Raw genomic sequence first — 6,266 nt, forward strand, 5'->3', positions numbered from 1 at the left:
AGGGATGAATTAAAGAAGAAAAGTAGCGACGGCTTTGCTACCTCCCATCATTTAACTTTGAGTGATCGGAAGTTATTGGAAAAAATTAGGACGATGACCGCTGAACATAATTTAAACAACGTTACGAGAACGAAGGCCTACCTGGATTTTTATCTTCATCATCCGGAAATTCAATGGGCATTTTTAGGACATATGGTTTCCCGGAATGGCGGCTGGAATATGACGGATTTAAAGGGGGAGTTTCTAACTCGGTTGCTGTCGAAAAAGGAGCGGAACTCGTTTTTTAACTTTTTAGAGCGCGGCAATTGGCTAATATTTCAAGACGTCTATCCACAATTCATACTGTACAAGGAAAGCTTAAAACAAAAGAAACCCTTGTTTTACTTATTATCTTATTTAAACATCTCAACATTCATGGAGACGATTTGGAACCATTTTTGGAGAAACCAAGATACTTATATTCTTTGTATTGCCTTGGTCATCAATGAACAAAGCTACTTGGAAAAAAGAGTGGTTCAGCATCCAGTTTATCAAAAGGAAGTATTAAATAAAATTGAATTTATGCTCCAGGACTGGCTGTCATTTAATCATATTCTTTTTCCGTATGCTGACGGGGAACTAGCAGGGCAGACACTTCATCAATTTGAATCAGTAAACGAGCGGATTTTACTTGGGAAAAGGTTATATTCTGTCCTCTTTAAAAATAAGGATTTTCTAAGGGGGGTTGTGGAGTGGGCCAAAAGCCATCCGCATACGGGTTCAAGAAAAGATTACTGGCCGCATCTCTTTAATAATATTAAGGAAGGACTTCCAGGCTTCACCTATCCGATTCGATTAAAAGCATGTCAGCTTAGAAAGGGAGCAAAAAGATTTTATAGTCCAAGACTGGAGAATGCATGGAAAAATGTCAGCCAGATGGAAGCGGAAAAAGGGGATTGGTTTGATGACTGGCGGGTTGTGGATTATTTAGTGGAGGAGAACGAACAGATAAATGAAGAGATCAGAAATGAATACTGTAAAACACTTGAACGGCTCGAGGTTGCAGCCCTTGCAAAAAAAACGATTAACTTTTTGGAATAAGAATTATTTTGCTTGTATAATTCTCGGCATCTTGCTTGGAACGTATTTAGACCTTTTTTTTGTTGGGAAGCAGATGTATCAGTTTCCGGTAAGACCGCTCCCTGAGATTTTTTCCGTCAATATTGCTTTTACGCTAATTGGACTTCCTATTTTCGTGCTTGTTTTTGTTTATTGCACTTCTCTAGTGAATAAATGGGGAAGGGCAGGTCTGATTTTATTTATCAGCTTATTAATGACCGTTTTTGAAAAATTCGCGGAAGAGCTGGGTTTCTTTGTTCATTCTGATCAGTGGGAGCATCTATACACGTTTTTTGGGTATTTCCTGTTTCTTTCGATTATTTCTGGTGTTTATCAATGGTTAGATAAATAAAACAAAAAGCCGAGACGCTGTCTCGGCTTTTTATTGGGGCTCCCCGCCGTCCGTACAGTGGTTAAGTGTCCCGCAACAAGCGAATGTTCGGAAGGGAGCCTTATTAATATTTTATCACAACCACAGTGAAAATATAATGGTCAAAAGTGCCAATGCTTTCTTTTCTTTATTGAAAAGTGTATGATTAAAATGATTTTTTACATAAGGAGTGTTGGAAATGGCGAAAAAAGGATACATATTAATGGAAAACGGAGATAAGATTGAATTTGATTTATTTCCAAATGAAGCACCTGGAACTGTAGAGAACTTTGAATCATTAATAAACAAAGGTTTCTATGATGGATTAACCTTCCACCGTGTTATTCCTGGATTTGTAAGCCAAGGGGGCTGCCCAGAAGGCCGTGGAACTGGCGGTCCAGGATACACAATTAAATGTGAGACAGAAGGAAACCCGCACAAACATATTCCTGGATCACTATCAATGGCTCACGCAGGAAAAAACACAGGTGGAAGCCAATTCTTCATCGTTCATGAATCACAGCCGCATTTAAATGGTGTTCATACCGTATTTGGCCAAGTGACATCTGGTTTAGAAGCTGCAAAAGCAATGAGAAATGGCGACAAAATGGTAGAAGTAAAGGTTTTTGATGTTGAATAAGTAAGGATGAGGGAGCTGAAATAGCTCTCTTTTTTAGATCCATTTTTAGAATTTATGCAGCATAATGTGGGCAAATTAACTTGAAAAGATTACTTTTGGAGGTCTATATGAAAAGGTTTTTGTTCATGTTTATTCCAATGCTTTTGATAACATTTCAAGTAAATGCTGCCGAAAAAAGTGAAACGAAAGACTTAAAAGCCGCCATTATCATTGATGACTTTGGCGGCGGTAGCGGTGGAGTACGCGACTTTTTAGAAGGTGACATTCCAATCACCGCTGCCGTTATGCCGTTCACTGAAAACTCGAGGGAACACGCTGAATGGGCCCATAAAAATGGTTTTGAAGTCATGATTCACTTGTCAATGGAGCCAAAACGAGGGAAACGATCATGGCTTGGACCGAAGCCGATAACAGTGGACCTTTCTTCTACAGAAGTGAAACAGCGCGTTAACGAGGCAATCAAAACTGTGCCGCATGCGGTCGGGCTAAACAACCATATGGGGTCTCTAGCGGTTGAAAACAAAGAAATTGTCCGGGCAATTGTAGAAGTGGCAAAGGAAAAAAATCTTTATATTATCGATAGCGGCACAAGTCCTAAATCACAATTCCCCGAAATGGCGAAAGAACTTGGGGTACCCTTATTAAAAAGAGATGTATTCCTTGATGATATCTCCTCTTCTTCCTATGTTCGTAAACAGATGGCCCGTTTGGCAAGAGTAACCGAAATAAAAGGCACGGGAATAGCGATTGGCCATGTTGGCGTGACCGGTAAAGTTTGTTCGGTTGGTATTTTCCAATCAATGGAAGAGTTCGAAAAGCGGCATATCAAAATTGTTCCAGTCTCAGAACTTTTTTCAGGAAGATTAACTGAAAAGTATTTTATTCCACATTAAAAGGCGGCCGCGAGCTGCTTTTTTTTGCCGATTGTCAAAAATCTGATAAAATGTTTTCTATTAATCTTTTATACAGTAAGGGAGAAGGAATCGAAAAAATGAAACTAGTATCTTGGAATGTAAATGGCCTCAGGGCATGCGTGAAAAAGGGATTTTTAGATTATTTTCAGGAAGTAAATGCAGATATTTTCTGTATTCAAGAGACAAAATTACAAGCAGGTCAAATTAGCCTTGAACTGCAAGGATATCATCAGTACTGGAATTATGCTGTAAAGAAAGGCTATTCAGGTACGGCTGTTTTCACTAAGATTGAACCACTTTCTGTCAAATATGGTGTAGGCACGGATGAAAGTGAGGTGGAAGGAAGAATCCTCACGCTAGAGTTTGCTGAATTTTTCCTTGTCAATGTCTATACACCGAACTCACAACGTGATTTGGCCAGAATTGGCTATCGCCTTGAATGGGAAGAGCGCATTCTCGAGCATTTGCAAGAATTAAATGCCGTAAAACCTGTTATTCTTTGCGGTGACTTGAATGTCGCCCATAAAGAAATCGACTTGCGAAATTCAAAGTCCAATGTCGGTAATTCAGGGTTTACTGATGAAGAACGAGGAAAAATGACCGCCTTGCTTTCTGAAGGCTTTGTGGATAGCTATCGCTATTTTTATCCAAATCAAGAAGGGGCCTATACGTGGTGGTCGTACATGAATAAGGTACGCGAACGTAATATTGGCTGGCGGATTGATTATTTTATTGTATCCGAATCAATGAGAGAGCGACTAAAAAATGCTGACATTCATTGCGATGTAATGGGAAGTGATCACTGTCCTGTTGTTATCGAAATCCAATAGTGCTTTCGATAACTTTTTCTTATGTTAAATTATAAAAAAACTGTAATTTTCTTTCTGTAATTTCTGTTTTATAGTTACAATACAAAGGAAATTTCAGGGAGTGATTGAACATGGATATCAAAAATGACGTCCTTCAGCAATTTGGAAAAAATGCGGCTTCCTATGTCAGCAGCAAGGTTCATAAAGATGGGAAGGACTTACTAAAGTTAGTGCAGATGGCGACGATTAATGGGGAGGAAGAGCTGCTTGATATAGCGACAGGCGGAGGACACACAGCAAACGCCTTCGCTCCCTTAGTTAAAAAAGTAACCGCAGTGGATTTAACGCCTGAGATGTTGCGGGTGGCTGAAACATTTATTAGCGAAAACGGACATCAAAATGTAGATTTCAAAAAAGCTGATGCTGAACAACTCCCATTTGCTAATGAAGCATTTGCGATTGTGACTTGCAGGATTGCCCCGCATCATTTCCCGAATGTAAATAAATTTATCGAAGAGGCCTGTCGCGTTTTAAAATCCAATGGACAATTTTTGCTGGATGACAATGTTGTCCCCGAAGCTGATGAATATGATCTATTTTATAACACAATAGAAAAATGGCGGGATCACAGTCACTTTCGGGCCTGGAAAAAAACCGAATGGCTTCGGATGCTTGAATTAACTGGTTTTGAAATAAGCGAGTGGCATCGTTTTGAAAAAACCTTTCGTATTGAATCATGGTGTAAGCGGATGAATTTACCTCAAAATGAAATGGACAAATTATCCACGCACATCCTTGGTGCTTCCCAAAAAGTAAAAGATAAATTTAGGATTGTGATTGAAAATAATCAAGTGATTTCCTTTCAAGGGGAAGCTATCGTGTTAAAGGCTATAAAAAGATAAAAAAATCCATTGCAAGAAGAGAGGACTCTCTTTTTGCAATGGATTTTTTTAAAACCTAGATATCGTTAAGAGCGGTACCGATTACATCGAATTCAGGTGTTTTCTCCATTTGCCCCGAATTCTCTGGTTCGTCTTGGCCGGCAGGATTGACAGATCCAATGTCATCCTCATTTCTCGGCTGAATTAATGTCACAGTAGCGGCATCTCCTTTTTAATTTATTTACGTTAGTATTTTTTCCGTAAAATAAGGAAATTAACCTTTTTTAATCTCTGCGGAATTTCCCCATTACTTCTATCGTTTTTGTAATATGAACAAATGCACCGGGGTCCTTTTTTTTAATCGTTTCTTTCGTCTCCGCTAATTCATATTTTGTGATAACGGTAGTTAAAACTTTTTTAGGATGATGGGAGTATACGCCCTCGGCATCAGTCATTGTAATCCCGCGCGGATGCAATTTCAGTAACGCTTCACCCAAATCTCTCCATTTATCCGTGACAATCGTGACTGTTAGTTTTGTATGATTCGTGTGAATGGCATCGACCGCCCTGCCAGACGCAAAGATAGCAAAAAGCGTGTAAAGCGTTTTATCTACACCGAATACTAGTGCCGAAACGAAAACAATAGCAAAATTCAAACAAGTTATGATAAAGCCAACTGACATATCCTTCTTTTTTGCTAAAATTAAACTAATGATATCGACGCCGCCAGCTGAAGCACCGACACGAATATTGGCTCCAACGCTTAATCCGAATAGCACACCGCCAAATACGCTGGATAATAAGATGTCTTCGCTAAAAGCATGGATGAGAATCAGTTTCATTGAAACTGACAATAGAATGACAGAATAAACAGTTAAGAACATAAACTTTTTTCCTAAATGAATATAGCCAATAATAAATAATGGAAGATTAATAGCTAGTATAATCCAGCCGGTGTTAATAGAAAGATAATTATTAATGATGATTGCTACTCCGGCAATTCCACCAGTTAAGACTTTGTGGGGAATTAGGAAGGTATTCAAAGCATAGGCCATAATTAATGTAAAAAAGGTTACAGCAATGGTCTGAACAACAGTTTGTTTCACTTATAACGCACCTCATTGAATTCATTTTGTTTTAGCACACTTTTCTATCTATTTTGTAGTTTATAAGCTTTCGTATGTAATGACCAGAGAATAAATTGTGACATAGAAGTTTGAGGAAAGAGATTTTCTTATTAAAGAAGAAAGTGTTAACGAACGACCTGAAAAGCATAAAAATTAATAGTTGACGAAAGTAAATTATGATAGTATGATAGTCAATGTCGCTGTTACGAAATAATAAATTACTGCTAAATAAGTAATAATTTTTTAGTAGCTTGACAAGGTAGAAAAAATATATTAAGATAACAAACGTCGCTAATTGATAGATTAGCAGACGAATACAGTAGAACTATTGCTCTTTGAAAACTAAACAAACAAAAACGTCAACAAACAATATTTTTTAGTTTCTTTATTGAAACTAAGCCAACGTAACAAATGAGCTAATCAACTT

The 6,266-nt window shown here is 38.1% G+C and carries 8 protein-coding genes; 6 read left to right on the plus strand and 2 right to left on the minus strand.

Features of this window, described 5'->3' with window-relative positions; genetic code table 11:
- Window positions 1–75: 75 nt before the first annotated feature.
- From ACFVSW_RS26865 to ACFVSW_RS26890, 6 genes are all read left to right on the plus strand, one after another.
- Window positions 76–1,080: a DUF2515 domain-containing protein gene (locus ACFVSW_RS26865; RefSeq protein WP_387319703.1), complete on the plus strand. Its 1,005-nt coding sequence runs from the start codon at window positions 76–78 to the stop codon at window positions 1,078–1,080.
- Window positions 1,049–1,450 (plus strand): CBO0543 family protein, encoded by a 402-nt coding sequence (locus ACFVSW_RS26870; RefSeq protein WP_387319704.1) that lies wholly within the window; start codon window positions 1,049–1,051, stop codon window positions 1,448–1,450. Before ACFVSW_RS26865 ends, ACFVSW_RS26870 begins: the two co-directional genes overlap by 32 nt.
- Window positions 1,451–1,667: 217 nt before the next feature.
- Entirely contained in the window at window positions 1,668–2,108 is a 441-nt protein-coding gene (locus ACFVSW_RS26875) for a peptidylprolyl isomerase (protein ID WP_387319706.1), read from the plus strand.
- A gap of 107 nt (window positions 2,109–2,215) precedes the next feature.
- Window positions 2,216–3,001, plus strand: coding sequence for a divergent polysaccharide deacetylase family protein (locus ACFVSW_RS26880; protein ID WP_387319707.1), 786 nt, complete (start codon window positions 2,216–2,218; stop codon window positions 2,999–3,001).
- 98 nt (window positions 3,002–3,099) lie between these two features.
- The gene (locus ACFVSW_RS26885) at window positions 3,100–3,852 is read left to right on the plus strand and encodes an exodeoxyribonuclease III (protein WP_387319708.1); all 753 of its coding nucleotides are present in this window, start codon (window positions 3,100–3,102) and stop codon (window positions 3,850–3,852) included.
- A gap of 110 nt (window positions 3,853–3,962) precedes the next feature.
- Window positions 3,963–4,733 (plus strand): class I SAM-dependent methyltransferase, encoded by a 771-nt coding sequence (locus ACFVSW_RS26890; RefSeq protein ID WP_387319709.1) that lies wholly within the window; start codon window positions 3,963–3,965, stop codon window positions 4,731–4,733.
- Between the two features lie 55 nt (window positions 4,734–4,788).
- On the opposite strand, the gene ACFVSW_RS26895 is transcribed toward ACFVSW_RS26890, so the two are convergent.
- Both ACFVSW_RS26895 and ACFVSW_RS26900 read right to left on the minus strand, forming a co-directional pair.
- Window positions 4,789–4,926, minus strand: coding sequence for a hypothetical protein (locus ACFVSW_RS26895; protein WP_387319710.1), 138 nt, complete (start codon window positions 4,924–4,926; stop codon window positions 4,789–4,791).
- A 70-nt stretch (window positions 4,927–4,996) separates the two neighbouring features.
- Window positions 4,997–5,818, minus strand: coding sequence for a YitT family protein (locus tag ACFVSW_RS26900; RefSeq protein WP_387319711.1), 822 nt, complete (start codon window positions 5,816–5,818; stop codon window positions 4,997–4,999).
- Between the last annotated feature and the right edge of the window lie 448 nt (window positions 5,819–6,266).

This window comes from Neobacillus sp. NPDC058068 (assembly GCF_042885335.1).
In the GTDB taxonomy this organism is placed as follows: Bacteria; Bacillota; Bacilli; order Bacillales; family Cytobacillaceae; genus Neobacillus.